We start from the raw sequence: 26516 nt of genomic DNA on the forward strand, positions 1-26516 counted from the left end.
CTAAATAAAGTATACCTATAATATACATATTTTGGTCTAAATTATAAACAAAAATATATAAAAAACAAATAATATTGAAACAAATAAAAAAATAAATATTAAAAATAATAAAATAATTTAAAATTTAAATTAAGAAAAAATATATAGTGAAAATTTTACTCTCTTACTGATTCAACAATATCAATTAAATATAAAATAAGAGTATTAATTTTATAATATCATTATTTAATTTTAATAAGGTTTAAATTAATATATTATTCATTTACTAATTAAAAAAAAATAAAAAGAAAATTAGAATAGAAAATAATATGGCTTTATCTGAATTATTCAAAATTATACCCAACAATTTTTTTCAATTACTTACATCTACTAATAAAAATATTTATGTTGATTGTTTACTTATTTTAGAAAAATTACTGAATCAAACAGAATATTCTCATATTGATAAAAATGTAGCTATTAAAGCCTTAGAAAATTATTTTAATAATAAATCTGATCTTATATTAGAAGATGAAAATTATAATAAAGAAGTAATTATTAATAATAGACAAAAAGCGTTTAAAATTATTTATATGTTAAAAAAAAATGGTTGGCTAGGAGAAGAACGAATTAACCATAGTACTATAAACTTAAATTTTTTCGATTATAGTTTAGAAATGATAAACTTTTTTAAAAAAACACTAAATGATATAAAAAAAGAATCTATAGGAGATATTTATAGTATTTATTCTTTATTAAAATTTTTTTTAATCGAAAAAAATTATGCAACATTTCATGAAGTTATTTTAAAAACACAAAATTTAATTATTAAATTACAAATTTTAAAAGCAAATATTTATCGTTTTTATCATCAATTGTTAAATATTAGTTTTAAAAACAATATTAAAGAAATATTAGAACAATTATTATTAGATTATAAAAAAAATTTTTTTGATTATTCATATTATTCGTTAAAAACAAATGATAATTTTTTCAAATATAAAAGAAAAATAAATTTTTTTTTAGAAAAAATTCAAAAAAACAAAGAATATAATAATTTTCTATACACAGAATTATTAAAAATTAATAATATTTCATTTTCAAAAGCTTCAGAAACAATAAATTTCGAAATAGAAAATATAAAACAAAATTTTATGAAAATTGATAAATTAATAGAAATTATAGATAAAAAAAACGAACAATATTTACAAAAAGCTTGTGAAAAAATATTATTTTTCAATAATCTTAGAGATAATTCTAAAAATATTTTAAATTTTATTATTAAAATTATTTTTGAAAACAAAATAGAATATCAAAAATTTTTTCATTTTCAATATATTAGAAATTTAGATAAAATGTCTCTATACAAACCTAGATTTTGTAAAAGAGAAATAAATATAAGTCCTTTAATACAAATAAATTCAAAAATAGAAAAAAATATAAAAAAAAAGAAAGATATTTTTTTAAATAAAGATTATTTCTATAACAAACAAAATATTAATATCTTCGTAGAAAAAATATTAAAAACAAAAAATCCTTTAAAAGCATCAGATATAAATTTAGAAAATAACAAAAATATAACTAGATTAATTTTAATTTATCTTTATTCCCATTCTACAAAAGAAAAAAATAATTATAAAATCAAACGTTTAAATAAAAAAGTATATTGTAAAAAAGTCAAATTTTATGATTTTCTAATTTTTAAAAAATAAAATAGTTTTTTTTTAAAAAAAAATAATAAATGATAAAATTACTAATGTAAGATTTTTTTTATGAATATTTTTTTATAAGTATTTCAAAAATAAATCTATTATAAAAATATATTTGAAAATATTTTTAATGTAATAATAAAATTAAACTTAATTTAATTTGAAATAAGAAAGGATTATATAAAATAAATTTTTGATAAATTATGATAAATTTTAATTTAAATATATTTGATTTTACCAATTAAATTAATTTATCAAAAATTAAATTAATATAAAAAAATATTTATTATGAAAGGATTAATGGTTTTACATAACAACTTCGAAGATTGCGAAGCGATAGTAACAAGAGCAGTTTTAATCAAATCAAATATAAAAGTTAAAACTGCAACACCCAATCCAAATTTAAATGTAACATCTTCAACAAAACTAAAAATCAAAACAGATATTTTAACAACAGAATTAAATCTCAATAATGATAAATATGATTTTTTAATTTTACCTGGAGGACCTTACGTTCAAGAATTGTTTTTAGAAGAAAATAAATCATATCTAAAAAACTTATTCAACATAATAAAATATTTTTCTCAAAATAAAAAAGTTATAGGAGCTATATGTGCTGCACCTTCTTTTTTAGGAAAAATAGGTTTATTAAAAAACAAAAAATTTACTTGTTATCCAGGATATGAAAAATATATTGATGGAATATATTGTCCTTTATCTAAAGCTATCACTAGTGATAATTTAATCACTTCTCGTTCTCCAGATACAGTTTTTCAATTTGCTGAACATTTAATAAAAAAACTAATTATATAAATACAACTTGTTGGGTTTTTATTTTATTTTTTTTTAATTTTAAAAAACTATTTTTTTTAAAAAAAAATTTTTTGAAAATAAAAATAGAAAAGGACAAATTCAAAAAATACTTATGAAAAAAAATCAAAAAAAAGAAATTTTGGGGTTACCAATAGTAACTGTTATTATTATTTTATTGATAAGTATTATCAATATAGCGATTTCTTACAATTATAAAAATTCATCTTTTGACAAATCATTTCATAACATTATATCTACAATAGTTTTTGCTATGTCTATTGGAGCCGTATTCAAAATAGTAGGAGAAAAAGTTCCTATTTTAAAAGATATAGGCGGAGGAGCTACATTATGTCTATTAGTTCCAGCTTTTATTTTTAATTATCAATTTACAAATTTTGGAAATGAGTTTATAAAATTTCAAAACGCATTCAAAGAAAAAGCGAAATTCCTAAATTCTAACTATATAAATAATGGTAATGGTATAGGTTTTTCAGATTTTTTTGTTGCTGGTTTAGTCGCAGGAAGTCTTTTAAGTATTCCTAAATGTTTAATTAAGAAAACTTTAAAAAAATTTCTACCACTTGTTTTAATTTCATTAACTATTTCAGCTACAATAGTAGCAATATTAGGTTTTTTATTTCAACCAATAAAAGGAATTGACGCTATTCCTGGATGTAATGCCGGAGGATGGGCAAATGCTATATTCTTTATTTTTGTACCAATTTCTTCAGGAGGAATAACATGCGGAATAGTCCCTTTAACACAAGTTTTTTCTCAAGGAAACTCAAATTACGTTGACTTATACAGATCTCATATTATATCTTCTTTATTAATTGGAGGTATTGCAAGTATTATGTTCAGCGGACTGATAAAAAAATTTTTTGGTAATTCAAAATACAATAGCAAAGAAGGTACTTTAGAAAAATATACAGAAAAAGAAAATCAAAAACAAACAACAATACTAAAAGAAAATAAAACAAAAATAATAAGTGATGAAAACAATATTTCTAATATAACAACAGGTTTATTTTTAACATTTGGATTATATACTTTAAGTAATATATTTAAAAATTTGTTATCTTTAATAAGTCCTTCTATTAAAAATTATATACCTCCTACAATTGTGTTCTTAGTAATGTTAATTATGTTCCTAAAAATATTTGATTTAATATCTAATTACTATACAAATTGTATACAAAAATCTTCTGAATTAATAACAAAAACTTTTTCTTCAGCAATACTTGTTATAGTCGGTATTGGTACAGATATTAACAAAATAATTTCAAGTCTAAGCAATATTTCTTTTTTATTAACTTGTTTAACTTGTGTCTTAACTACAGCTTTGGCAGCAGCTATAATCGGAAATAAAATAGGTTATTATCCAGTTCAATCTTCTATAGCGGCTGGTTTATGTGCTAATAGTATAGGAGGGGCTGGTAATTTAGCTATTTTAGAAGCATCATCAGAACCAAAATTATTACCTTATGCTCAAATATCTACAAGATTAGGCGGAGATATTATAGTTATCATAGCAAGCATTTTATTTCCTATTATTTTTAATCAACTACCATTAACAATAAAATAATTAATAAAAAGTATATATTAAGATATTAATGAAAACACAATTATCCCTATTTAAAATAAAAAAAAAATATTTATTTAACTTTTTTGAAAATTATACAAAAAAAGAATTAATAGAATTCGCTATTAAAATGATAGAAACAGAATTATATTGTTATCCTTCTTTAGGTTTAGTATCTTTTAAAGATTCTGGATGTCATTTAGATATGAATTTTAAAACTTTCTTAAAATCTAAAAATACTTTTTACCTTTTTTTTTACAAAATTTTTGATTTAGCCAAAAATAAAAAAAATCTTAATTTTGAAAAATTAAGAAATATCAGTATTAATCAAGAAAAAAGAATGTTCAAAATAACTAAAAATATTAATACACACAAAGGATTAATTTTTTCTTTTGGAATAATATTTTATATAGCTTCATATAGTTTAATTAATAAAATTTCTTTTTATTCATGGTCTGAATTAATTAAGAATTTTGTAAAACCTTTAGAAAAAGACTTTTTATTATTTAATAATAAAACTAAAGGAGAACAAATATTTAACAAATATAATATAAAAGGCGCCAGAGGTGAAGCTCTAAACGGATATAAAAACGTTTTTAATAAAGGAATCCCTTTTATCAAAAAATGCTTAAAAAAGTATCCAAATTTAAAAAAAAAAGACATATACTTATGTTTATTAATATTTTATTTAAAAAAAATAGATGATACTACTTTAATTTCTAAAATAGGATATACAAAAACAAAAAAAATAAAAAAAAAAGCAAAAATTTTAATTAATAATTTGATAACAAAAAATTTTTATTTTTTTAAAAAAAAAATTATGATAAAAAATGAATATTTTAAAAAAGAAAAAATATCTCCTGGAGGATGCGCTGATCTTTGTGTTATTACTTTATTTTTATTTTTTCTTTATTCTTTTGATCATAATTGAAAATAATTTTACATTTATTTTAAAATTTAAAAAAATTTAAAAAAATATATTAATTTTTAGATTAGATTAAAGATTATGACAAAAATAATAAAAGGAATAAATAAATTAAAAATGAACAAGATTAATAATCATATAGCAAAATTAAAAAAAATGCCTATAAGTGTAATAGTAAGAACTAAAACATTTGAAGATGCACAAAAAGTTTTAAAAAATACAATTGAAAACGGATTTTTTTTTGCAGAAATAACATTAACTATTCCTAATGCATTTCAATTAATTTATGAAACAAAAAAAAAATACAATAAAATTATGATAGGAGCTGGAACAGTTCTTACTTTAAAAGAAGCTGAAAAATCAATAAAATTAGGAGCCGATTATCTAGTTTCTCCTGTTTATAATGAAGAAATTTTAGAATGGTCATTAAAAAAAGACATTTTATATATTCCTGGAGTGATGACTGTAAATGAAATGTATAATGTTACTAAAAAAGGCGCTCAAATCTTTAAACTTTACCCTTCGACTTTTTTGCATCACGAAACATTAAAACTTATAAAACAACCATTCCCAAATTTTAATATACTTGCTACTGGAGGAATCGATTTAAGCAATATGAAATATTATTTCGAAGCAGGAGTTTTAGCTGTTGGTATTACAGGAATTTTAGGTGGTGCTAGTAAAATAGTAAAAGAAAAAGAAATAGCCAATCTATCTAAACAATATATATTGGCTATCCAAAAAATTTTGAAAGAAAAGAGTTATTAATTTTGACACATTATAATAATAAAAAAAAAGAAAATTCTCAAAATAAGATTAATTTTTGTGGTTCTCTAGAATCAGGTGATTGTTTAGTAACTATTGAAGAAAATAAAGAAGATAAAATTAATATACATATTAGTTCACCTTTTATTAGGCAATTTGGAAAAAAAATTAAAAAAATTTCTTTAGACATTTTGGTAAAAAATAACATAAATTCTTGTAATTTAATTATTCAAGATCAAGGAGCTATTGATGAAGTTATAAAATCTCGTATTATAACAGTTTTAAACAAAATGGAAAAAATACATAAAAAATAAATAATTCATAATAAATATTTTCTAAATTTTAAATTATTAAATTTAAGTTTGTTTTTTTTAAATTATTTTCCAAAATTAAAAGAAAAGAGAAAAAATGAAAAAAAATAGAAAAACAATGTTATTTGTCCCTGGGAATAAACCTTCTTTATTTAAAGATGTAATTTCTTACGAAATGGATACTGTAATGTTTGATTTAGAGGATTCTATTAGCATAGAAGAAAAAGATGCAGCTAGAGAATTAACAAAAAATATGATTAATTTTTTTAATTATAACAAATATAATATAGAAGTTTGTGTAAGAATAAATCATTTTGATACTCCTTTTTATCAAAACGATTTAAAAGAAATAGTAGGTTTATCTAAAACTAATTTAATACGTTTGCCTAAAATAGAAACAAAAGAAGAAATTCAAAAAGTAATTGAAGACATTGAAAAAATAGAAAAAAAAACAAACAAAAAAGATCAAATTAAAATATTTTGTGCTTTAGAAAGCGCCAAAGGTATTTTAAATGCTTTTCAAATAGCTAATTCATCTCCCAGAATAACAGGAATTGCTTTGGGAGGAATAGATTATTTACTAGATCTAAATGCTTCTAAAACAAATGAAGGAAATGAATTGCTTTTTGCTAGACATATGATTGTTCACGCTGCCAGATCAGCTAAAATAGATGCTTTTGATTGTATTTATAACAATATTAACGATAATGAAGGTTTAAGAAAAGAAGCTGAATTTGTAAAAAAACTAGGATTTTCAGGAAAATCAGCTATTCATCCTAATCAGTTAGAAATAATTAATGAAATATTCAAACCTAGTCAAGAAGAAATAGAAGAATCTTTAAAAATTTTAACAATATATTCTGAACATATAAAAAATAATAAAAATGGTGTATTTTCTATAAATGGTAAAATGATAGATAAACCTGTTTTACAAAATGCAGAAAATATTTTATCCAAAGCTAATATAAAAAAACCTTTTTAAAATTTAAAATATAAAAAATTATTTAAATTAATATAATAATTTAGTACATATAATATATATAAAATATAGATAAATAATAGAGATAAACAATATAATGAAAGATATAAACATAAAAATTTTAGATAATATAAAAAAAAAATATAATTGCAATTACGAATTTTATAATAAAGATAAAAAAAACAAATTGAATAAAAATAAAAGTAAAATAGTATCTTCAATAAAAGAAGCCATTATTAAAAGTGGTTTAAAAGATAATATGACCATTTCTTTTCATCATCATTTTAGACACGGTGATTATACTGCAGAACAAGTAATGGAAGTTATTGATCAACTAAATATTAAAAATTTAACAATAACAGCTTCTTCTTTTACAAAATCACATGATTGTTTTGTTAAATATATTAAAAAAGGTATTATTATAGGATTAGAAGGTTCAGCATTAAGAGGAAAATTAGGAGATGCTATTTCTGAAGGAATTTTAAACAAACCTACTATTATTCGTTCTCACGGAGGAAGAGCAAGAGCAATTAAAAATGGAGAATGTCAAATAGATGTAGCATTTTTGTCAGCATCTAGTAGTGATGAAATGGGTAATGCAAATGGAGTTATTGGACAATCTTGTGTAGGTTCTTTAGGATACCCAATAGTTGATGCACAGTATGCAAAAAAAGTAATTATTTTAACAGATACTTTAGTAACATTCCCTAATAACCCTATTTCGATTTCACAAATTTATGTAGATTACGTTGTAATAGTAGATAAAATAGGTGATAATTCAAAAATTTCTTCAAACGAAATACATAGCACTTTTAACCCTAAAGAAATACAAATTGCCAAAAACATAGTTAAAGTAATAGAAAATACTTCTTATTTTAAAAATGGATTTTCTTTTCAAACAGGAACAGGAGGAGCTTCTCAAGCATCTTTAATGATATTGAAAGATATAATGATTAAAAAAAATATAAAAGCTTCTTTTTTTTTAGGAGGAATTATAAAACCCCAAGTAGATTTATTAAAAATGGGGTTAGTAGAAAAATTATTAGATGTTCAATCTTTTGATTTAGAAGCTATACAATCTATAAAAGATAACAAAAATCATATTGAAATTTCCGCTTCTTTTTATGCTGATGGTTTATGTAAAAGTTGTGCAGTAAACAAATTAAATTTCGGTATTTTAAGTGCTTTAGAAATAGATATTAATTTTAATTGTAATGTATTAACAGGAGCTAATGGTTATATCCGAGGAGCCTCAGGAGGTCATTCAGATGTAGCTTTCGGAAGCGACATTTCTATAGTAGCACTTCCACTTATAAGAGGAAGAATACCTACTATAACTAAAAAAGTTCAAACTATAGTAACACCAGGATATGATATAGATATAGTTGTGACAGATATCGGGATTGCTGTAAATCCTATAAGAAAAGATTTGATTCAAAATTTTAAAGAAAAAAATATAAATTTAATTAGTATTGAAAATATGCAAAAAATAGCATATAGCATAACCAGTGAACCAGACGAAATAGAATATGACAAAAATAAGATTGTATCTTTAGTAGAATATAGAGATGGAACATTAATTGACGTTATATACAAAATTAAACCATTTGTTTTATAAAAATGATATTTTTATTAAAAAAATATATAAAAAAAAGAAACAAATATAACAAACATAAAGAACAAAATATTCTATATTCTAGAGAAAAAAGATATCTAAAGCAAAAACAAATTTTAAAAAAATACAAAAAAGGTTTATTAATAATATCATTAAATATTCCTGGTATTAATAAAACAAAAAAAATATATAAACTTTTTTTAAAAAAAATATTCTATGAAAAAATAATAGTTTTTTTGAAAAAAGAAAAAATATTTTTTTTTTATTATAAAAATGAAAAAATTATTAAAGATGATGCTGGTTTCTATTTAAATTTAATTTTAAACAAATACACACAAAGATCATTGAATAAAATTAAAAAAAAAATAATAAAATTAGAAAATAGTAATGAAATTTTTAGTTTATTAGATATAGATATAATGAATATATTTCATACAAAGATAAAAAGAAGTGATTTAAAAATAAATCCTCGAAAATGTTTTTTATGTAACAAAAATGCCAAATTATGTTCTTTTAAAAAAAATCATAGTTTAAAAAAAATATTATCCTTTTTAAAAAAAAAAATAAAAAAATTTTTATTAAAATATAAATAAAATACTAAATAAAAACAAATATATCTTGATAAAAATTTATATTTTTATTTTTTTAATTCATAATAATTATATTATTTTTGAGACAAAACTTCTTTAATATCCTTCAATATATCAATTTGTTGTTGTTCTAAAATTTCTAAATTTTTATTTAAATTAGGTTGTGTATTGACAGCAGCTACTTTATTATCATCTTTTTGTTCAACTTTTTTGAAAAAATAAACTAAAATGATATAAAGAAAAAAAGATACTAATAAAAATTCAAACACATTTTGTAAAAAAATACCATAATTAATATAAATATCAGAACCTAATTGAAATTTTAATGAACTTAGATCCTTTGTTCTACTAAAAATAAAAGTTAAAGGAGGCATAATAATATCTGTAGATAAAGAACTAACAACTTTAGTAAATAACTGTCCCATTATAAAAGCAACAGAAAGTTTTATAACATCTCCCTTACTAATAAAATTTTTAAAACCATCTCTAAAACTTTTAACTTTTTTTAAATCTAATTTCATAATTTAATCTTAATCTCACTTTCTTGTAAATTAAAATCTTTTAAATTTTTGAAATCTTTTTAACAAACAAAATATTCTAAATCTAAAAATTATCTTTTATTAAATTTATCAAAAGTAATCAGAAGAATTATAACATACATATTTAACAAAAAAAATTATTACATACTAATTAAAGTATTTTTTTGTGGAAAATGATACTTATGATATAATTATTACGATGTAATTTTCTATTATTAATATTTTAATTTCAATTATATTTTATATTAAGTATTAAATCTTGATAATTTTATATTCTTTTATATAATTTTTTGAAAATATAATATAAAATAAAAAATATATTATTTTGAAAAAGGAATGTAGTTATAATATTGTGAATATAGAACAATTTTTTGATCAAGTAAGCAAATTCTATCATAATAATACAATTGGATTTTTTTTTATTGTTTTATTGATATTTATAACTTTAGCGCTTATAGGTCCAATCATTTCAATTATATTTTTTTTGATAAAAATTATTTTTAAGATTTTATACAATATTTTCATATTTAACTGGAATTTTATATTCGGAATAAACGAAAAAGATAAGAAAAACACAGAAATGCCACAAATTTCAATTAACAATAAAACTTCTGATTATAATCAAAATAAAGATCTAACTTTAATAGAAATGAAAATTTTAGAAATAAATCAAAAAGAAAATAGGCAATCATATCATAATTTAATGAAATTAGAACTAAATCAACATAAATTAGAAAATAAAATAGAATTAAATGAACAAAAAAATTATTTTGAAAAAAAAATGTTAGAACAACAAATTAAATTTTTAGAAAAAGAAATAGATAAAATAAAAAATAAAGAACAAAAAATAAAAATAGAAAATAAAAATAAAGAAAATAATCAAAATAAAGAAAAAAATATTAATAAAGAAGAATTGGATTCTTTAACGAAAGATAAAGATTTAATAAAACAAATTCCTGATTATTTAAAAACAATATTTTATAAAATAAAAAATTTAGAAAATATACAATTTTATATATTAAATAATGTAGCAAAAAATGCAAATGAAAATTCATATTATGATGAAAATAACCATATTTTTTATATTAATCCAAAAGATTTATTATTTATAAAAAAAATTCTAACTAAAAAAAATCAAACATTAAACAATTTCTTAGTTGATAAAGAATAAAATATTTTAAAAAAAAATTCAAAAATATTATTTTTGAATTTTTTTTATTAAAAATTATTTTAACTCTAAATATTGTTTAGGTTCTGGTTTATCTTGTTTTTTATTGATTTTAATTTTTAATAAACCATTTAAAACACTACCTTGAATATCTTCCATAGTTAAATTACTATTAATTTTAAAACTTCTTTTAATAATAGCTTTAGGTCTTTCTTGTCTTAAATAATGTTCTTGTTCTTCTTGATTTTGTTTCTCTTCTTTTTTTTCAGATTCCATAGGAATAGATGTCTCAATTGTTAATTTATTTTTTTCTAAACTTATTTTTATATCTTCTTTTGTCAATCCTGGAACATTAGCTATTAAAAGATAATGATCTTTTTTATCTATTATATCTGTAGGCATAGGATTAATATAACTATTAGGAAAAGATACACTTCTTAAATCATCAAATAAATCTTCTAACAAAGCATTTTTTTGACTGATTAAATCTAAAAACATAAAATAATCAACTCCTTCAATTTTTTATAAATTTTTATAATAATAAAAATTTTATTTATATCTAAAAAGAGAAATTATAATCAAAGTTTTATTTTGTCTACTTTATTAAACTAAATACAAAAATATTTTATCAATTAATTTTAGCAAAGTCAACATTGTATTGCTAACTTTTTTACTTAATTTTTAAATTTAAATAACAATAATTATTAAAAAATATTTAATAAATAAATATTTCTATTAATTCACTAAAGAATTAAGAAAAATTAATATAAATTTATTGTTATAATAATTAGTGAATATTTTAACTAATTATAGAGTTAATAAAATATTTATTGTATAATAATATATGTATTTAATATAAAAACGAAAATATATATTTAAAATTTTAATACGACAGAAATTTAGTATTAAAAAAACGGATAAAAGATAAACAAATTATATATAAGTATAAATTATAAATAAATATGGCGGTTATGGCGAAGTGGTTAACGCAGCGGCTTGTGGCGCCGATATACGTGGGTTCGATTCCCATTAACCGCCCCAAAAGTATTTGAATATTTTTTGATATTAATTTTTAATTTTAGGCCCATAGCCAAGTGGTAAGGCAACGGACTTTGACGGGCGAAAAGAGTCCTAAATATTTAGTAATTTAACCAATTACATATCTTAGTGATAATAAGATAACAGCATATGTTTGGTTTTGGGAACGAAAGAACACAAAATTACAGCAAAACATAAAAGCGGATTGAAACTAAAAAATATAGTTAAAAAGATTTCGCCAGCTGACATGACTATGGATAACTCTTCACAATAGGGCTAAGAGAATAAAAGGCGTAATTTAATAAATTATCGTTTAAATTTAAGTTGATTTTATTTAAAAGATTAAATATAAATTAAATTATAATCTGAAGCAATTTATATAAGTCAAAGAATATAAAGATTATCATTAACTAAATCAGACAACCTACCAGTATTATTAACTTAGAATTTAGAATTAAAACAATAATATTGGTTATCTCGCCTAAGGTCATAGGTAAATATTTAGAGTAACTTTTATCTTCCTAAACCTTATATGTAAAAATAAGGCAAGGAAAAAGCAGAATCATAGTAGTCGTGAGAATTTAAGAATAAGGTTGAATATCTTATTATACTGACTCACCAAGGAGCCAAGGAAAGCTTGGTACAAGGCGAAAGAGGAAATAGACATTATAAGTTCAGTGCTTATACTTTAATTAAGAAAAGTTGAGTTTAGTTATTATTATATATATCCCTTTTGCGCAAAAGGCCCAGACTCAACGTTATGCACTTAACTATAATGGATATAACCGCCGGATGCTTGGAAACTTGCTTGTCCGGTGGTGTAGGGGGCTTATTGTAATAATTCCATTTAATGCAATGGTAAAACGCAATATTTCTATCCTGATTCCTGATATCCCTGCCATTTTTTTATAAAAAAAAAAAGTTTACAAAAACTTTCTTTTTTTATAAAAATTTAAAAAATAAAATCTTCATCTTTTAAACTTTCAGAAATCATTTTTTGATAACCATTTCCTTTTAAAGAAAAATTATCCATAGTTTTAGTTTCTGTATTTAAACCATTTAAAATAACTGGATTAACTTCTTCATAAGGAAATTTTTGTGAAAAACCTAAATTTAATAAAGCTTTATTTACATTATAGCGCACAAAAATGTTCACATCTTTAACTAATCCAATATCGCTATATAATTCATTAATAAGAGATAACTGTTCTTTATAAAGTGTTTCTAATAAATTATTTAACCAATTTTCTAAATTTTGTTTTTGTTGCGAAGTAAAAGTACTATACAATTCTCTAGACAATCTACCTATATAAACTCCATGAATACTCTCATCACGAATAATTAAATTAATAATTTCTCCTGATTGCATCAAAACTCCTTGACCGTAAAAATATAATGGATAGTAAAATCCGCTATAAAACAACCAAGTTTCTAAAAATACAGAAGCAACCATAGCTTTCCATTTAATTTCTGAAAAAATTTTATTATCATAACTTTCTTTAAAAAACTTTTTGATAACAATTTGTTTTTCTAAATTTTCATAAATTTCTACAATATTATTCATTATACTTTGAAGATTTTCTTGTTTTTCTCCCCAAATAAATAATTCATCAATTTTTTTTTTACTTAAAAAAGTCATAAAAATATTAGAATAACTTTTGGCGTGAACTGCATTTTCCATAGCTCCCATAAAATTTATAGTTGCTTTTTTTTGATGTTCATAACGCGAAAAAGATCTTAAAATAACAGGCATACCTATATCGCCTTGATATGTATCTAAGAATGTTAATATTAATAAATTCTTTGAATAGACGTCTTTTTCTATCAAAGACAATTTTTCCCAAGTCACTAAATCACTTTGTAAACTAACATCCTCAGGACGCCAAAATTGACTCAAATTCTGTTCATAAAAATATTGAGTATATTCATCTTCTAATTTATTCCAATTAGCTCCTTCATATATTTTTTTTATATTATTTTCTTTATTTTTCATTAAAATTATTTAACCTCCGAAATTTTTATTATTAAAAATTACTAAAATTAATATAAATTAAGTTTTTTTTTAATACTTTCTTCAAGTTTATTTGTAATATCCATATTTTGAATAAGAAATTCTTTAGTTTTTTCTTTTCCTTGAGCAATTTGATTATTCTCATAACTATACCAAGAACCACTCTTTTTTATAAAATTTAACAAAACCGACAAATCAAGTATTTCACTTATTTTAGAAATTCCTTTTCCATATAAAATTTCTAAACTTGCAATTTTAAAAGGACAAGAAACTTTAGATTTTACAATTTTGACATTAGATTTTATTCCAATAATATTATCTTCTTCACGAATAAATTCTGATTTGCGTATATCTAATCTTAAAGAAGCAAAATATTTTAAAGCCTTTCCACCAGGAGTAACTTCCGGATTACCATACATATTTCCTACTTTTTCTCTTAATTGGTTAACATAAATAACAATAGTTTTTTTTTGAGCAATAATAGCTGAATGTTTTCTCATAGCTTGTGACATCATTCTAGCATGAAGACCCATAAAAGAGTCGCCTATTTCTCCTTTTAACTCAGCTTCAGGAGCTAAAGCAGCTACAGAATCGACAACTATTAAACTCATAACACCACTTTTAATTAAACTTTCAACAATTTCCAAAGCTTTCTCACCTGAATCTGGTTGAGAAATAATAAAATTATCTATATCAACTCCAATTTTTTTTGCATAATTAGGATCTAAAGCATTTTCTACATCTATAAAAGCTACATTTCCACCTATTTTTTGAGCTTCTGCAATAGCATGCAAAGTTAAAGTTGTTTTTCCAGAACTTTCTGGTCCAAAAATTTCAATAATTCTGCCTTGAGGAAAACCTCCTATACCTAAAGCTATATCTAATTTTAAAGAACCAGTAGAAATAACTTTTATTTTGTCTACTTTTTCGGAATTTAATCTCATAATACTTCCCTTGCCAAAACGTTTTTCAATATCTTTAAGTGTGTTTTCCAAAATATCTTTTTCTTCTTTATTAATCATAAATTATTTTTTTCCTGTTCTTTTTAATTCAATTCATTTAATTAAAAGTTTAAATTATAAAAATCAAAAAAATATTAATATATACGTGAATATTATTAAAATTATAATTAAATTAAGATTCAAAAAAATTAGCAAAAATAATAACATAATTCTTGATAATATAACCTAATCCAGATAAAACAATAAAAATAATATTCAAAAACAAAAATATTTGTATAAAATGAATAAAAATATCTATATTTTTTATATTAAAAATCTTTATCCAAAATTCAATAAATAAAATTAATATAATAGAAATAAAAATAAAAAAAGTTTTTAATCTTCCTAAAAAAGAAGAATTAATAATTTTTTTTTGTTCAAAAGCAACACAACGAATACCCATAATTAAAAAATCTCTTAAATTACTAATAATCAAAAAACTCAAAATAAAATTTTCTAATTTTTTATTAACTTCTGGAAAATCAATTATCAACAAACATCTTTGACATAAAATATAAAGATAAATTAAAGAAATAAAAACTAATATTTTGTCTGCTATAGGATCAAAAAATTGTCCAAAAACAGTTTGTTGTTTAAACCTTCTGGCAATAAAGCCATCTAAATAATCTGTTAAAGCTGCTAAAATGAAAATCATACCAAAATAAAATTTAAAAGAATTAATAGAATTATTATATAATAATAAATTTTGAACATTAAATTTAAAATATATAAAAGGCAACATAAAAAAAACTAAAATAATTCTGAAAATAGTCAATAAATTAGCAGACATTTTTATTATACTTTTCATTTTTCTCTTACTTATGCTTTTCCTTTGTTTTGGAATAATCTTTTAAAAAATTTTTAAATTTGTGAAAAAATTAAAAAAAATAAATTTAAAAATTTATCTAAAATTGTTATAGTATTTTTTTTATAGTCATTTTAAGTTTAATAAATTAAATTAAATATTAATCGAAATTGATCAAAAATGTAACTCCAAAAAAACAAAATAATAATAAACTAAACTAATACACTGGGTAAATACATTTTATATATACAGATATTATATCATTTAAAAACATACATTATATAAAATTAATTATACATAATTGTTATCAATTGTCATACACAGACAAAATATTATTTACTTAATTTATTTATTAAATTAATGTATTTTTTTAAATGGATTTTACTATTTATTTTATCTTAACATTAATAATACTATAATTAAAATAAAAAAAATTATAATAGAATAATAATGAAATATAAATTAAATGAAATATAACATAAAAAAATAATAAAAAAGTGATTTTATGATATATAATATAGAAATATAATAAAAATATAAATTTTTTTGATAATTAAATAATATTAGTTATAATATTAAATAGAATAAATAAATAGATCAATTATAAAATAATAAATTGAGAAATTATATCAAATATTAGTTAAATTTGGTTTTTTTTTATAATGAAATAATTAAAAAAAATTAAATAAAATCAAACAAAATAGAAAAATAGGTACAGAAAGGCTACTTTTTTTATTTTTTTGTTAAAAAGTAGAAATAAAAATTTAAATGGCGAACATAAAACAACAAAAAAAAAGAAACAAAACAAACGAAAAAAAAAGATTAAAAAACACTTCTTTTAAATCTTCTACAAAAACTTCAATTAAAAAATTTAAAAAATTAATTGATAATTCAGACACAGAAAAAGCAAAAATTTTTTTAAATTTAGTAAATAAAAAATTGGATAAGGGTATCGTGAAAGGTATTTTTCATTCTAATTTTGTTGCTAAAAAAAAATCAGTTTTATCTAAAATATTAAATAATAAAAAAAAAGAAATATCATTATCTAATACAAAATAGAAATAACAAAAAAATAAAATTAAAAAAATAAAATTATAAAAATAATTCAAAAATATTCAAAAAAATTATTTTCGAAAAGGATTATTTCAAAAAAAATGTTAGAACTAAAATTTATAATAAATAACATAGATTCAGTGATAGAAAAACTACAAAAAAGGAATATTAATTTTTCTTATTTAAAAAAATTAGTTGCTTTAAATGAAATGAAAAACAAAATAATTGTTAAAATAGAAAAGATAAGATTTGATAAAAATAAGTTTTCTAATGAAATTAAAAAATCTCAAAAAGAACAAAAAAATATTCTAGAAAAATTAGAAAAAATAGAAAAGGATCAATCATTAAGCAAACAAAAACTAAAAGAATTAGAAGAATCATTATTAAAATTAAAAAATAAAATATATGAAATTTTACATAATATCCCTAATATACCTCATGAATCTGTTCCTTTAGGTAAAGATAGTAATGACAATTTAGAAATATATAGGTTTTTAGAACCATGTCGAAAAAATTTTTTTCAAAAAGATCACACAGAATTAAATAAAAAATTAAAAATTTTTGACTTCGAAAAAGCAACTAAAATTACAGGAAGTAGATTTGTAGTTTTAAAAAAAATGGGAGCTAAACTTGAAAGATCTTTAATCAACTTTATGATAGATCATCACATAAAAAAAGGGTATAAAGAAGTGATAACTCCTTTTATTGTTAACGAAAAATCAATGTTTTCTACTGGACAATTACCTAAATTTAAAAAAGATCTTTTTCAATTAAAAATGGAAAATAAAAAATGGTATTTAAATCCAACAGCAGAAGTACCTATAATTAATCTACATAGAGATGAAATTTTAGATATAGAAAAATTACCAATAAAATATGTTGGTTTTACAACTTGTTTCAGACAAGAAGCAGGAGCTGCAGGTAAAGATACTAAAGGAATTTTCAGACAAAAACAATTTAATAAAGTAGAATTAGTACAATTTACAAAACCTGAAGATTCTTATAAAACTCTAGAAAATATGCTAAAAGATTCTGAAGATATTTTAAAAAAATTAAAAATACCATACAGAGTTATGTTACTATCTTCTGGAGATTTAGGATTTAATATGGCTAAAACATATGATATAGAAGTATGGATGCCAGGACAAAAAAAATATAGAGAAATAGCTTCTATTAGTAATGCAGAAAAATTTCAAGCGGTAAGAGCAAATATAAAATTTAAAAATAAAAATTTGAATGAATATGTTCACACATTAAATGCTTCTGCTTTAGCAATAGGAAGAACTATAATAGCTATTTTAGAAAATTATCAAAATTCCGATGGTAGCATTAATATTCCTGAAGCACTAGTATCTTATATGGGAACAAACAAAATAGAATAAAAAATAAATTATAATAAATTATTAAATAAATAATTAAATATTTTTTATACTTTTATATAAAAATAAATAATTATATTTTTTATACTTTTATATAAAAATAAATAATTAATAATTAATTTTTTATATTTTTTATATAAATTTATAAATATATTAAAATTTTTTTAAATAATTTTAATTATTTTAGATATTTAGTAGATAATCGATTAAATTTTTTAAAGGAAAAAATATATGAAAAAATTACCAAACAAAATGAAAAAAATGAATAATATAAATATTATGTACGTAGTTTTAATTATCATTTTTTTTGGATTTCTAAGATCTTTATATTCTAAAATTGAAAAAAAGTATTATGAAAATAAAGAAAATCCTCGAGAAATAATAGCTGATTTAGATTTAGGACCAGAAAATACTAAAATTGAAAATATAGAAACAACTTTAATTAGAGCAATACCAGTTCTTTACCAATTGAAAGTAAAATATAAAAATAATACTACAAAAATTTACAATCTTGTTGATGACGCAACTTTTCAAAAAATAAATGATTTAGTTTCTCAAAAATATAAAGACAACATGTCTACAATTTTACCAGCAGTCCAAGAAGCAGAAGATCATCTCGGTTTTACACCTTTATTAAGATCATTAGAATTTTGTGTATTAATATTATTTGGTTATTATACTTTGAAAATGATAAGAGGTACAACAGAAAAATTAATGGATCAATTTAATGAAAAACACAACAAAAAACCAAATATAACAAATCAGAACACAAATCAATTCACTTTTAAAGATGTAGCAGGTGCCGAAGAAGAAAAAGAAGAAATGCAAGAATTAGTTGATTTCTTAAAAAATCCTAAAAAATATTCTGATTTAGGAGCAAGAATACCTAAAGGAGTTCTTTTATCCGGGCCTCCTGGAACAGGAAAAACATTATTAGCTAAAGCTTTATCAGGAGAAGCAAATGTACCTTTTTTTGCAACTTCTGGTTCTGAATTTGTAGAAATGTTTGTAGGTTTAGGTGCTTCGCGTATTAGAAACTTATTTCAAATGGCTAAAAAAAACGCTCCTTGTATTATTTTTATAGATGAAATCGAAACTCTTGCTAGACAGAGAAAAATGTCTTATGGAAATAGCGAACAAGAACAAACTTTAAATCAACTCTTAATTGAATTAGACGGTTATAATCAAAATACAGGTGTTATTGTAATAGCAGCTACTAACAAACCAGAATTTTTAGATACCGCTATACTTAGACCTGGACGTTTTGATAGACAATTTATAATCAATTTGCCTACTGTAAAAGAAAGAGAAGCAATATTAAAACTACATGCTTCAAATAAAAAAATTGATCCTGAAGTAAATCTAGAAGAATTAGCAAAACAAACACCTGGTTTTAGCGGAGCTCAATTAGAAGGTATTTTGAATGAATCTGCATTATTATCAGCTAGAAAAGGTTTAAAATCAATAGATAAAAAAATTATTAGTGAAGCGGTTGATCGTATTCTAATTGGTCCAGCTAAAAAAAGCAAAAAATATTCTCAAAAAGAAAAAAAATTGGTTTCTTATCACGAAGCAGGTCATGCTGTTATCGGTCTTAAATTGCCAGAAGCTAAAAAAGTACAAAAAATAACAATTATACCTAGAGGAAATGCTGGAGGTTATAATTTGATGTTACATGAAGAAGAAACTTTCTTTTTATCAAAACAAAAACTATTAGCAGAAATTACACTTTGCTTAGGTGGAAGAGCTGCTGAAGAATTGTTTTTAGATGACATTTCTAACGGAGCTTATGCAGATTTTAAACAAGCTACCAAAATTGCAAGAATGATGGTAACTCAATTTGGAATGAGTAATATTGGTTTAGCACAATTTAACGAAGAAGAACAACAATTTCATAAAAATTTTTCTGACCCTAAAGCTTTAGAAATTGACCAAGCAATACAAGATATTATTTCTAATTGTTATGAATTAGCTAAAAAAATTATTTCTGAAAATAAAGAACTATTATTTAAAATTGCTCAATATTTATTAGAAATAGAAACACTATCTAAAAAAGATATTGAAGAAATATGTAATACAGGTCAAATTAGTTGGTTTGAAAAAGAAAAAGAAATAAGATCAAATCAAAATAAACAAGAAACAAAAGAAACAAAAGAAACAGAAAACGTACAAAATGTTTTTGATGAAAAAGAAAAAAATAATTAAATAGATGAAAAAATATTATTAATATTATTAAAATTATTAAACCAAGTATATAAAATTGTATATTAATTTAAAAATTAAAAAAATTAAACAATAATTTTTATAATTAATATTATGCATTATGTATTTAAAAGATTAAAAAAAAATAAATTTTATTAGAATGAAAAAAAAAATAATAATAACAAACGAAACAAAAATACGTTTAGATTCTTTTTTATCAGAAAAATTAAATTTAAGTAGAAATCAATGTAATAATCTTATTCAATCAGGCAAAATTTTAATTAATAATAAAATCAAAAAAAAAAAATATATTCTAAAAAAAAAAGACTTAATAACTTTAAATATTGAAAAAAAAAAACAAAATAGAAATATATTACCTATTAATTTAAATCTAAAAATAATTTATGAAGATAATTTTTTAGTATTATTAAATAAACCATCTGATTTAATGGTTCACCCTTCGCCTAATTATAAAGGAATTACTTTAATTAATGGTTTAATTTTTCGATTTAAAGAATTACAAAAAATTAAAAGCAACAGACCTGGAATAATTCATCGTTTAGATAAAGACACTACAGGATTAATTATTATCGGAAAAAATGAAGAAATAGTATTAAAATTACAAAATCAAATAAAAAAAAGAAAAATTAAAAGAACTTATTGGGCCTTAATACATGGTTTTTTACCAAAAGAAGGTATTATAGATTTGCCTATCAAAAGAAATTCAAAAAATCGTTTAAAAATGTCCATATCACCAGAAGGTAAACCATCTGTTACTTACTTTAAAACTTTAAAAATGTTCAATAATTTTTCTTTACTAGAACTTAATTTAGAAACAGGAAGAACACATCAAATAAGAGTACATTTGTCTTATTTAAAAACACCAATAGTAGGTGATCCTTTATACGGTAAAAAAGACAAAACAATTAAAAAACAACTTTTACACTCTAAAAAAATAAATTTTATACATCCAATAACAAAAAAAGAAATGAATTTTGAAATTCCATTACCAAGTTTTTTTGAAAAAATTTTATCTAATTTAGAAAAAAATATTAAAAAATAAGAAAAAATATGTATCTGCTAAAAATACGAAAAAAAATAGAAAATATTTTAAATAAAAAATATAATACAAAATTCGAAATCAAAATTAATAATAAAAATAATTTTGATTTTAATATAGATTTTGACTTTTATTTACCATTATTTTCTTATGCAAAAAAAATGAATCAAAAAATAGAATTTTTTTTTAATGAAGTTAAAACAGAATTAGAATCATTAAAAGAAATAGAAAAAATTTTTTTTCAAAAAGGTTTTTTAAATATAAAAATTAATCAATCATCTATTATAAAAAAAATAATCTTAAACATACTAAATAAAAAAAAAAATAAAAGTAAAAAAAAAACAATTGTTTTAGATTATTCATCACCTAATATAGCGAAAAATTTTTCTATAGGACATCTTAGATCTACTATTATAGGAAATTCATTAAAAAATATTTATCAAAAATTAGGTTTTAAAACTATAAGCATAAATCATTTAGGTGATTGGGGCATGCAATTTGCTAAAATGATTTTAGCTTATAGAAAATGGGGAGAAAAAGAAATAATTTTAAAAGATCCTATTAATGAACTACAAAAACTTTATATTATGTTTCACCAAAAAGAAAAAGAAGATGAAGAATTGACAGAAGAAGCAAGAGAAATATTTAAAAAATTAGAAAATCAAAATAAAGATGAAATAAAATTATGGAAATGGTTCAAAAAAATATCTTTAAAAGAATTTAAAAAAATATATAAATTACTAAATATTTCTTTTGACTATTATATAGGAGAGTCTTTTTTTCATAAAAAAACAATCAAACTAGTAAATTATCTAAAAAAAAGGAAAATGATAAAATTAGATAAAGAAGCTTATATTATGAATTTAAAAAATATGCCTCCTGCTTTGATACAAAAAAAAAATGGAAGTTATCTTTATTTAACCAGAGATATAGCTTGTGCTTTATTTCGTTATAAAAAATTTAATTTTGATAAAATGTTGTATATTGTAGGAAAAGAACAAAAACTACATTTCCAACAACTATTTCAAATTATACTTAAAATGGGTTATAATTTTAAACTAGAAAATATTCATTTTGGATTAATTCTATCTAATAACGAAAAAATTTCTACAAGAAAAAATAATGATTATAATTTAAAAAAAATTATTGATCAAACTTCTAAACAAGTAATAAAAATAATTAAAAATAAAAATCCTAATTTAAAAAGAGCGAAAAAAATAGCTGAAAAAATAGCTGTCGGAGCTATAATATTCAACGATTTAAAAAATGATAGAAATTTAGATATTCAATTTGATTTAAATAAGATGCTTAAATTTGAAGGAGATACAGGACCGTATTTGCAATATACAATTGTAAGGTTTAATTCTATTATTAAAAAAATGAAAAAAATAGAAAATAATAATTATAGTTTAACTAAAATAATTCGATGTTATAATAATAAATATTACTTCGATATAATAAAATTATTAGATCAATTTAATCTTATTTTAGAAAAATCAAAAAAAGAAAATATGCCTAGTATATTAGCAAGATATTTATTAAAATTAACTAAAAATGCAAATAAATTTTATGCACAAGAAAAAGTTTTAGGAAAAAATCAATTAGTAAACAAAGCTAATTTCTTATTTATAAAAACAATATTAATAATTATGAAAGAAAGTTTAGAAATACTAGGAATACCTATTTTAGATAAAATGTAAAATAAAATTTTAATTTTATAATAAAAATAAAAAGGTTTTAATATGATATTTTTATAATTAACATTATGACATTAGAAATAGAAAAAAAAATAAAAGAAATAACAGATATTTTAGAAAAAGCTAATTACGATTATTATAATTTAAATAAATCTGAATTAGAAGATAAACAATATGATGCTTTATTACAAGAATTAATTAATTTAGAAAAAAAATATCCACAATATAAATTACCTTATAGTCCTACATTCAAAGTAGGAGGATATTTAAATACTAAATTTGAAAAAATTAAACATAGCAAACCTATGTTATCATTAGAAAATGTGTTTGATTTGACCCAATTAAAAAGTTTTTATGATAAAATTAATAAAAAAAATAAATCAAATTTTATTTCTGAACTTAAAATAGATGGAATAGCTATTAATATTAAATATATAAAAGGTATTTTATATCAAGCAATAACAAGAGGAAATGGTTATTTTGGGGAATTAATAACTAACAACATAAAAACTATTAAAGACATACCTTTAAAAATAAACAAAGAAATAAATTTAGAAGTTAGAGGAGAAATCTTTTTTAAATTCGATAATTTTAAAAAAATAAACGAAATACAAAAAAAAGAAAATAAAATTTTATTTTCTAATCCAAGAAATGCTGCTGCCGGAACTTTAAGACAACTTGATACTAACATAATAGCTAAAAGAAACCTTTCTTCTTTTATATATTCTATAATAAATCCTCCTACATTTATTAAAACGCAAGAAGATGTTTTAATTTTTCTAAAAAAAATGGGTTTTGTTGTTAATCCTCATTATAAAATAATTAATTCATTTGAAGAGTTAATAGAAATAATTAATTACTATGAAAATTTAAAAAAAAATTTAAATTATAATATTGATGGTATAGTAATAAAAGTTAATAAATTATCATTATACGATTCAATTGGTTATACCAGTAAATTTCCCAAATGGGCTATAGCTTATAAATTTAATTCTATTCAAGGAGAAACCATAATAAAAAAAATTGTTTTTAAAATAGGAAGAACAGGAGTTATCACACCTATAGCAGAACTATTCCCTATTATTGTGGATGGTAGTTTAATTTCTAAAGTTTCTCTACATAATTTCGAATATATAAAAAAAAAAGATATAAGAATAAACGATTATGTATTAATACATAAATCTGGTTCAATTATCCCTGAAATTATAAAAATAATAAAAGAAAAAAGAACAAATCAAATCCCTTTTAAAATGATTAATTATTGCCCTTTTTGTTTAGAAAAATTAAAAAAAAAAGAAAATGAAATAGATTATTTTTGTTTAAATACTAATTGCCAAGAACAAAAAATAAAAAAAATAATTCATTTTGTATCAAAAGAAGCGATGGATATGAATGATATAGGTAATAAAACTCTAGAAATATTTTTCAAAAAAAAAATAATTCAAAACAAATATGACTTATATAATCTAAAAAATAACAAAAAAGAATTAGAAAAATTACCTTTTTTTAAACAAAAAAAAATAAATAATATTTTAAATTCGATAGAAAAAAGCAAAAATAGACCTTTCGAAAACGTTTTATTTGCTTTAGGAATAAAAAATGTCGGTTTGAAAATAGCAAAATTATTATGTAAAAAATTTAAAAACATTGAAAATTTAAAAAAAGCTAGTTTTCAAGAAATATCACAAATACATGAAATAGGATATAAAATAGCCGAAAATATAGTTAATTATTTTAAAAATGAAAAAAACATAGAAGAAATAGAATTATTAAAAAATGAAGGAGTTAATTTTTCATTTACAGAAGAACATAAATTAGAAACAAAAGAAAAAAATAATAAATACACTTTTTTTCAAAATAAAAGAATAGTTTTAACAGGTACTTTTGATATTGTAGAAAGAAAAAAAATAAAAAATATTTTAGAAAAATATGATGCAATTATTACTAAAAGTATTTCTTCAAAAACAAATTTGTTAATTTGTGGAAAAAAAAGTAGTTTTAATAAAATTCAAAAAGCTAAAAAACTAAAAATACAAATAATAAATGAAGAACATTTAATTAAAATTTTGTTTTAAATAAATTAAGGTGAATATAATTTAATAAATATATGAAAAATATTGGAATAGATTTGATAGAAATAAAAAGAATCGAGAAAATAGGTTTAAAAAAAATTATAAATAGAATTTTTTCTGAAAAAGAATATAAACTTTACGTTAAAATAAATAATTTAAAAAAAAAATTAAATTTTATTGCGGGTAGATGGGCAGCTAAAGAAGCTATTTTTAAAGCCTATCAAAAAGGAAACTTAAAAAATAATTATAAAGATTGGTCTATTTTAAATGATGAAAAATATGGATTTCCATATGTAGAAAATATAACAAATCCTCAAATTATGATTTCTATTACTCATGACAATAACTATGCTTTAGCTTTTGTTATTTTATTAAATTAAGTATTTGATATTTTATAAATATTTATATAATTTTTACAATACCAAAAAAACATTTTTTTGATTTTTTATAACAAATTTGTTAAAATATTTGTAAATTTATTATAGTATAACATTATGATTATAGAATGATTATAGAAATTTTTGTATTTTAGTAATTTAGATATTGATAATTTTAAGAAGGAATTAAATATAAGAATAAAAAAAATAGTTAGAATAAAAAATTAATATGTAAATTTTATTAAAAAATATACATATTAAGAAAGTAGGGTTTGATGGTTTTTATTTATACTGCAAATCGTTGCTCTTCATGTCAAAAAGCAAAAAGATGGTTAGAATTACATAATATCGAATATAAAGAAAAAAATCTAAACACTTTTAAATTAACAGAATTCGATATAGATCTAATATTAAGCTATGAAGAAATTGATTTTACAAAAATAATTTCCACTAGGTCTAAAATTTTTAAAGAACAAAAAATTGATTTATTTTCTATGAAAATACAACAAGTAAAAAAATTTATAGTTAAAAATCCAAGTATTTGTAAAAAACCCATAATTTTTAATAACAAATCTATAGTTATAGGATATAATCAAGAAGATATTAGGATTTTCATGCCTAAAAATTTAAGACAATATATTATAAAAAACAATATTAGTATAAAAAATCAAAGTTATGTTAAAAAAATTAAAAAATACTTAACAGATTTAAAAAAGAAAAAGTAATTTTTATTAAAATAATAATATTATTAATTAATTTTCTTCAATTGAAGCTTTTGTTTGTCCATCTTCTAAATATTGAATAGTTTTTTTAGTTTTTTTATTATTTGCGTCTTGATTCCATTCT

General features: G+C 20.2%; 23 protein-coding genes and 1 tRNA gene. 19 read left to right on the forward strand and 5 right to left on the reverse strand.

Annotated elements, in window-relative coordinates; translation table 11 throughout:
- Positions 1-308: 308 nt before the first annotated feature.
- The 9 genes from F1741_RS00560 to citX all read left to right on the forward strand — a co-directional run bounded on the left by F1741_RS00560 (position 309) and on the right by citX (position 9271).
- The gene (locus tag F1741_RS00560; RefSeq protein WP_152309665.1) at positions 309-1691 is read left to right on the forward strand and encodes a Wadjet anti-phage system protein JetA family protein; all 1383 of its coding nucleotides are present in this window, start codon (positions 309-311) and stop codon (positions 1689-1691) included.
- 285 nt (positions 1692-1976) lie between these two features.
- The gene (locus tag F1741_RS00565; RefSeq protein WP_152309666.1) at positions 1977-2501 is read left to right on the forward strand and encodes a DJ-1/PfpI family protein; all 525 of its coding nucleotides are present in this window, start codon (positions 1977-1979) and stop codon (positions 2499-2501) included.
- 112 nt (positions 2502-2613) lie between these two features.
- Positions 2614-4086 carry a 2-hydroxycarboxylate transporter family protein gene (locus F1741_RS00570; protein ID WP_152309667.1) on the forward strand — a complete coding sequence of 491 codons (1473 nt, stop codon included), beginning with the start codon at positions 2614-2616 and terminating at the stop codon, positions 4084-4086.
- 28 nt (positions 4087-4114) lie between these two features.
- Positions 4115-5014, forward strand: coding sequence for a triphosphoribosyl-dephospho-CoA synthase (locus F1741_RS00575; RefSeq protein WP_152309668.1), 900 nt, complete (start codon positions 4115-4117; stop codon positions 5012-5014).
- A gap of 111 nt (positions 5015-5125) precedes the next feature.
- Positions 5126-5776: a bifunctional 4-hydroxy-2-oxoglutarate aldolase/2-dehydro-3-deoxy-phosphogluconate aldolase gene (locus F1741_RS00580; RefSeq protein WP_193310868.1), complete on the forward strand. Its 651-nt coding sequence runs from the start codon at positions 5126-5128 to the stop codon at positions 5774-5776.
- Between the two features lie 2 nt (positions 5777-5778).
- Positions 5779-6087 (forward strand): citrate lyase acyl carrier protein, encoded by a 309-nt coding sequence (locus F1741_RS00585; RefSeq protein ID WP_193310869.1) that lies wholly within the window; start codon positions 5779-5781, stop codon positions 6085-6087.
- 94 nt (positions 6088-6181) lie between these two features.
- Positions 6182-7066, forward strand: a complete 885-nt coding sequence (locus F1741_RS00590) for an HpcH/HpaI aldolase/citrate lyase family protein (protein ID WP_152309671.1) — start codon at positions 6182-6184, stop codon at positions 7064-7066.
- A 94-nt stretch (positions 7067-7160) separates the two neighbouring features.
- Positions 7161-8681, forward strand: coding sequence for a citrate lyase subunit alpha (gene citF / locus F1741_RS00595; RefSeq protein ID WP_152309672.1), 1521 nt, complete (start codon positions 7161-7163; stop codon positions 8679-8681).
- 2 nt (positions 8682-8683) lie between these two features.
- On the forward strand, positions 8684-9271 hold the full coding sequence (gene citX, locus F1741_RS00600; protein ID WP_152309673.1) for a citrate lyase holo-[acyl-carrier protein] synthase: 588 nt from the start codon (positions 8684-8686) through the stop codon (positions 9269-9271).
- Between the two features lie 71 nt (positions 9272-9342).
- On the opposite strand, the gene mscL is transcribed toward citX, so the two are convergent.
- Positions 9343-9789 carry a large conductance mechanosensitive channel protein MscL gene (gene mscL / locus F1741_RS00605; RefSeq protein WP_152309674.1) on the reverse strand — a complete coding sequence of 149 codons (447 nt, stop codon included), beginning with the start codon at positions 9787-9789 and terminating at the stop codon, positions 9343-9345.
- Positions 9790-10387: 598 nt separating this feature from the next.
- Here mscL and F1741_RS00610 point away from each other — a divergent pair.
- Positions 10388-10978, forward strand: a complete 591-nt coding sequence (locus tag F1741_RS00610) for a DUF5320 domain-containing protein (protein ID WP_152309675.1) — start codon at positions 10388-10390, stop codon at positions 10976-10978.
- Between the two features lie 54 nt (positions 10979-11032).
- Here the strand turns inward: F1741_RS00610 and F1741_RS00615 are convergent, their stop codons facing one another.
- Entirely contained in the window at positions 11033-11473 is a 441-nt protein-coding gene (locus tag F1741_RS00615; protein WP_152309676.1) for an Hsp20/alpha crystallin family protein, read from the reverse strand.
- 467 nt (positions 11474-11940) lie between these two features.
- On the opposite strand from F1741_RS00615, the gene F1741_RS00620 reads away from it, so the two are divergent.
- Positions 11941-12016 (forward strand) — tRNA-His (locus F1741_RS00620).
- A 949-nt stretch (positions 12017-12965) separates the two neighbouring features.
- On the opposite strand, the gene nrdF is transcribed toward F1741_RS00620, so the two are convergent.
- The 3 genes from nrdF to F1741_RS00635 form a co-directional block, all read right to left on the reverse strand.
- On the reverse strand, positions 12966-14006 hold the full coding sequence (gene nrdF / locus F1741_RS00625) for a class 1b ribonucleoside-diphosphate reductase subunit beta (RefSeq protein ID WP_152309677.1): 1041 nt from the start codon (positions 14004-14006) through the stop codon (positions 12966-12968).
- 47 nt (positions 14007-14053) lie between these two features.
- Positions 14054-15046, reverse strand: coding sequence for a recombinase RecA (gene recA / locus F1741_RS00630; protein WP_152309678.1), 993 nt, complete (start codon positions 15044-15046; stop codon positions 14054-14056).
- Between the two features lie 112 nt (positions 15047-15158).
- Positions 15159-15833 carry a CDP-alcohol phosphatidyltransferase family protein gene (locus tag F1741_RS00635; RefSeq protein ID WP_152309679.1) on the reverse strand — a complete coding sequence of 225 codons (675 nt, stop codon included), beginning with the start codon at positions 15831-15833 and terminating at the stop codon, positions 15159-15161.
- 765 nt (positions 15834-16598) lie between these two features.
- Here F1741_RS00635 and rpsT point away from each other — a divergent pair.
- The 8 genes from rpsT to F1741_RS00675 all read left to right on the forward strand — a co-directional run bounded on the left by rpsT (position 16599) and on the right by F1741_RS00675 (position 26395).
- Entirely contained in the window at positions 16599-16889 is a 291-nt protein-coding gene (gene rpsT / locus F1741_RS00640) for a 30S ribosomal protein S20 (RefSeq protein ID WP_152309680.1), read from the forward strand.
- 95 nt (positions 16890-16984) lie between these two features.
- Positions 16985-18265 (forward strand): serine--tRNA ligase, encoded by a 1281-nt coding sequence (gene serS / locus F1741_RS00645; protein ID WP_152309681.1) that lies wholly within the window; start codon positions 16985-16987, stop codon positions 18263-18265.
- A 228-nt stretch (positions 18266-18493) separates the two neighbouring features.
- Positions 18494-20467: an ATP-dependent zinc metalloprotease FtsH gene (gene ftsH / locus F1741_RS00650; protein WP_152309682.1), complete on the forward strand. Its 1974-nt coding sequence runs from the start codon at positions 18494-18496 to the stop codon at positions 20465-20467.
- 157 nt (positions 20468-20624) lie between these two features.
- A complete protein-coding gene (locus tag F1741_RS00655; protein ID WP_152309683.1) occupies positions 20625-21527 on the forward strand; it encodes an RluA family pseudouridine synthase in 903 nt (300 codons plus the stop codon).
- A gap of 8 nt (positions 21528-21535) precedes the next feature.
- Positions 21536-23224: an arginine--tRNA ligase gene (gene argS / locus F1741_RS00660; RefSeq protein WP_152309684.1), complete on the forward strand. Its 1689-nt coding sequence runs from the start codon at positions 21536-21538 to the stop codon at positions 23222-23224.
- Between the two features lie 65 nt (positions 23225-23289).
- A complete protein-coding gene (ligA, locus tag F1741_RS00665; RefSeq protein WP_152309685.1) occupies positions 23290-25296 on the forward strand; it encodes an NAD-dependent DNA ligase LigA in 2007 nt (668 codons plus the stop codon).
- Positions 25297-25328: 32 nt separating this feature from the next.
- Complete coding sequence (gene acpS, locus F1741_RS00670; protein WP_152309686.1) at positions 25329-25673, forward strand: holo-ACP synthase; 345 nt, start codon at positions 25329-25331, stop codon at positions 25671-25673.
- 272 nt (positions 25674-25945) lie between these two features.
- Complete coding sequence (locus tag F1741_RS00675) at positions 25946-26395, forward strand: ArsC/Spx/MgsR family protein (protein WP_152309687.1); 450 nt, start codon at positions 25946-25948, stop codon at positions 26393-26395.
- Positions 26396-26516: the final 121 nt, after the last annotated feature.

This window comes from 'Cynodon dactylon' phytoplasma (genome assembly GCF_009268075.1).
GTDB classification, from domain to species: Bacteria; Bacillota_I; Bacilli_A; order Acholeplasmatales; family Acholeplasmataceae; genus Phytoplasma; species Phytoplasma cynodontis.

Excerpts from the sequence above, each read along its gene's own strand:
- F1741_RS00560 (WP_152309665.1), top strand. The coding sequence starts at position 309 with ATGGCTTTATCTGAATTATTCAAAATTATACCCAACAATTTTTTTCAA.
- F1741_RS00565 (WP_152309666.1), top strand. The coding sequence starts at position 1,977 with ATGAAAGGATTAATGGTTTTACATAACAACTTCGAAGATTGCGAAGCG.
- F1741_RS00570 (WP_152309667.1), top strand. The coding sequence starts at position 2,614 with ATGAAAAAAAATCAAAAAAAAGAAATTTTGGGGTTACCAATAGTAACT.
- F1741_RS00575 (WP_152309668.1), top strand. The coding sequence starts at position 4,115 with ATGAAAACACAATTATCCCTATTTAAAATAAAAAAAAAATATTTATTT.
- F1741_RS00580 (WP_193310868.1), top strand. The coding sequence starts at position 5,126 with ATGAACAAGATTAATAATCATATAGCAAAATTAAAAAAAATGCCTATA.
- F1741_RS00590 (WP_152309671.1), top strand. The coding sequence starts at position 6,182 with ATGAAAAAAAATAGAAAAACAATGTTATTTGTCCCTGGGAATAAACCT.
- citF (WP_152309672.1), top strand. The coding sequence starts at position 7,161 with ATGAAAGATATAAACATAAAAATTTTAGATAATATAAAAAAAAAATAT.
- citX (WP_152309673.1), top strand. The coding sequence starts at position 8,684 with ATGATATTTTTATTAAAAAAATATATAAAAAAAAGAAACAAATATAAC.
- mscL (WP_152309674.1), bottom strand. The coding sequence starts at position 9,789 with ATGAAATTAGATTTAAAAAAAGTTAAAAGTTTTAGAGATGGTTTTAAA.
- F1741_RS00610 (WP_152309675.1), top strand. The coding sequence starts at position 10,388 with ATGCCACAAATTTCAATTAACAATAAAACTTCTGATTATAATCAAAAT.
- F1741_RS00615 (WP_152309676.1), bottom strand. The coding sequence starts at position 11,473 with ATGTTTTTAGATTTAATCAGTCAAAAAAATGCTTTGTTAGAAGATTTA.
- nrdF (WP_152309677.1), bottom strand. The coding sequence starts at position 14,006 with ATGAAAAATAAAGAAAATAATATAAAAAAAATATATGAAGGAGCTAAT.
- recA (WP_152309678.1), bottom strand. The coding sequence starts at position 15,046 with ATGATTAATAAAGAAGAAAAAGATATTTTGGAAAACACACTTAAAGAT.
- F1741_RS00635 (WP_152309679.1), bottom strand. The coding sequence starts at position 15,833 with ATGAAAAGTATAATAAAAATGTCTGCTAATTTATTGACTATTTTCAGA.
- rpsT (WP_152309680.1), top strand. The coding sequence starts at position 16,599 with ATGGCGAACATAAAACAACAAAAAAAAAGAAACAAAACAAACGAAAAA.
- serS (WP_152309681.1), top strand. The coding sequence starts at position 16,985 with ATGTTAGAACTAAAATTTATAATAAATAACATAGATTCAGTGATAGAA.
- ftsH (WP_152309682.1), top strand. The coding sequence starts at position 18,494 with ATGAAAAAATTACCAAACAAAATGAAAAAAATGAATAATATAAATATT.
- F1741_RS00655 (WP_152309683.1), top strand. The coding sequence starts at position 20,625 with ATGAAAAAAAAAATAATAATAACAAACGAAACAAAAATACGTTTAGAT.
- argS (WP_152309684.1), top strand. The coding sequence starts at position 21,536 with ATGTATCTGCTAAAAATACGAAAAAAAATAGAAAATATTTTAAATAAA.
- ligA (WP_152309685.1), top strand. The coding sequence starts at position 23,290 with ATGACATTAGAAATAGAAAAAAAAATAAAAGAAATAACAGATATTTTA.
- acpS (WP_152309686.1), top strand. The coding sequence starts at position 25,329 with ATGAAAAATATTGGAATAGATTTGATAGAAATAAAAAGAATCGAGAAA.
- F1741_RS00675 (WP_152309687.1), top strand. The coding sequence starts at position 25,946 with ATGGTTTTTATTTATACTGCAAATCGTTGCTCTTCATGTCAAAAAGCA.